Genomic DNA, 504 nt, shown 5'->3' on the forward strand with positions numbered 1-504 from the left:
AAATACATGTTTAATGAACGGTTAAAACAATTAAGAATAGAGAACAACTTAACCCAACAAGCATTAGCTGAACTAACTGATCTAACGAAAGCTACCATTTCACGGTTTGAAAGTAATAAAAAGACTCCATCCAGGGAGTCTATAACGAAACTAGCAAAAGTATTACATGTAACTACGGATTATTTATTAGGACTTTCAGATGATCCACACTTAAGTAGTCAACAATATTCCGATTTGCGTAAGAAATTTGATATTCTATTACAAAAACTAGAACAGAAACCAAAACAGGAACAAGAAATGCTTTATAAAATGATGCAAGCAGCCTTAGACGTAGATGAATGAATGATTGTCAGCACAATGCTAACAATCATTTTTTTTATTCATTATTTGCAGTTCAATATGATACACTTCTTCTTTTTTATTCTTATCGCTTGTGGTTGCTCCTTTAACCAGAGTCTTCCACAGCACATCAGCTAATTTTTCTTTCGTCATCTCGCATCGATC

The 504-nt window shown here is 33.1% G+C and carries 1 protein-coding gene; it reads left to right on the plus strand.

Annotation, left to right across the window (positions count from 1 at the left end):
* A partial coding sequence (locus ACODS7_RS32510; RefSeq protein WP_488828679.1) for a helix-turn-helix domain-containing protein occupies window positions 1–342 on the plus strand: 342 nt, incomplete at its 5' end.
* Window positions 343–504 lie beyond the last annotated feature (162 nt).

The sequence above is a fragment of the Bacillus sp. FG16 genome (genome assembly GCF_057809515.1).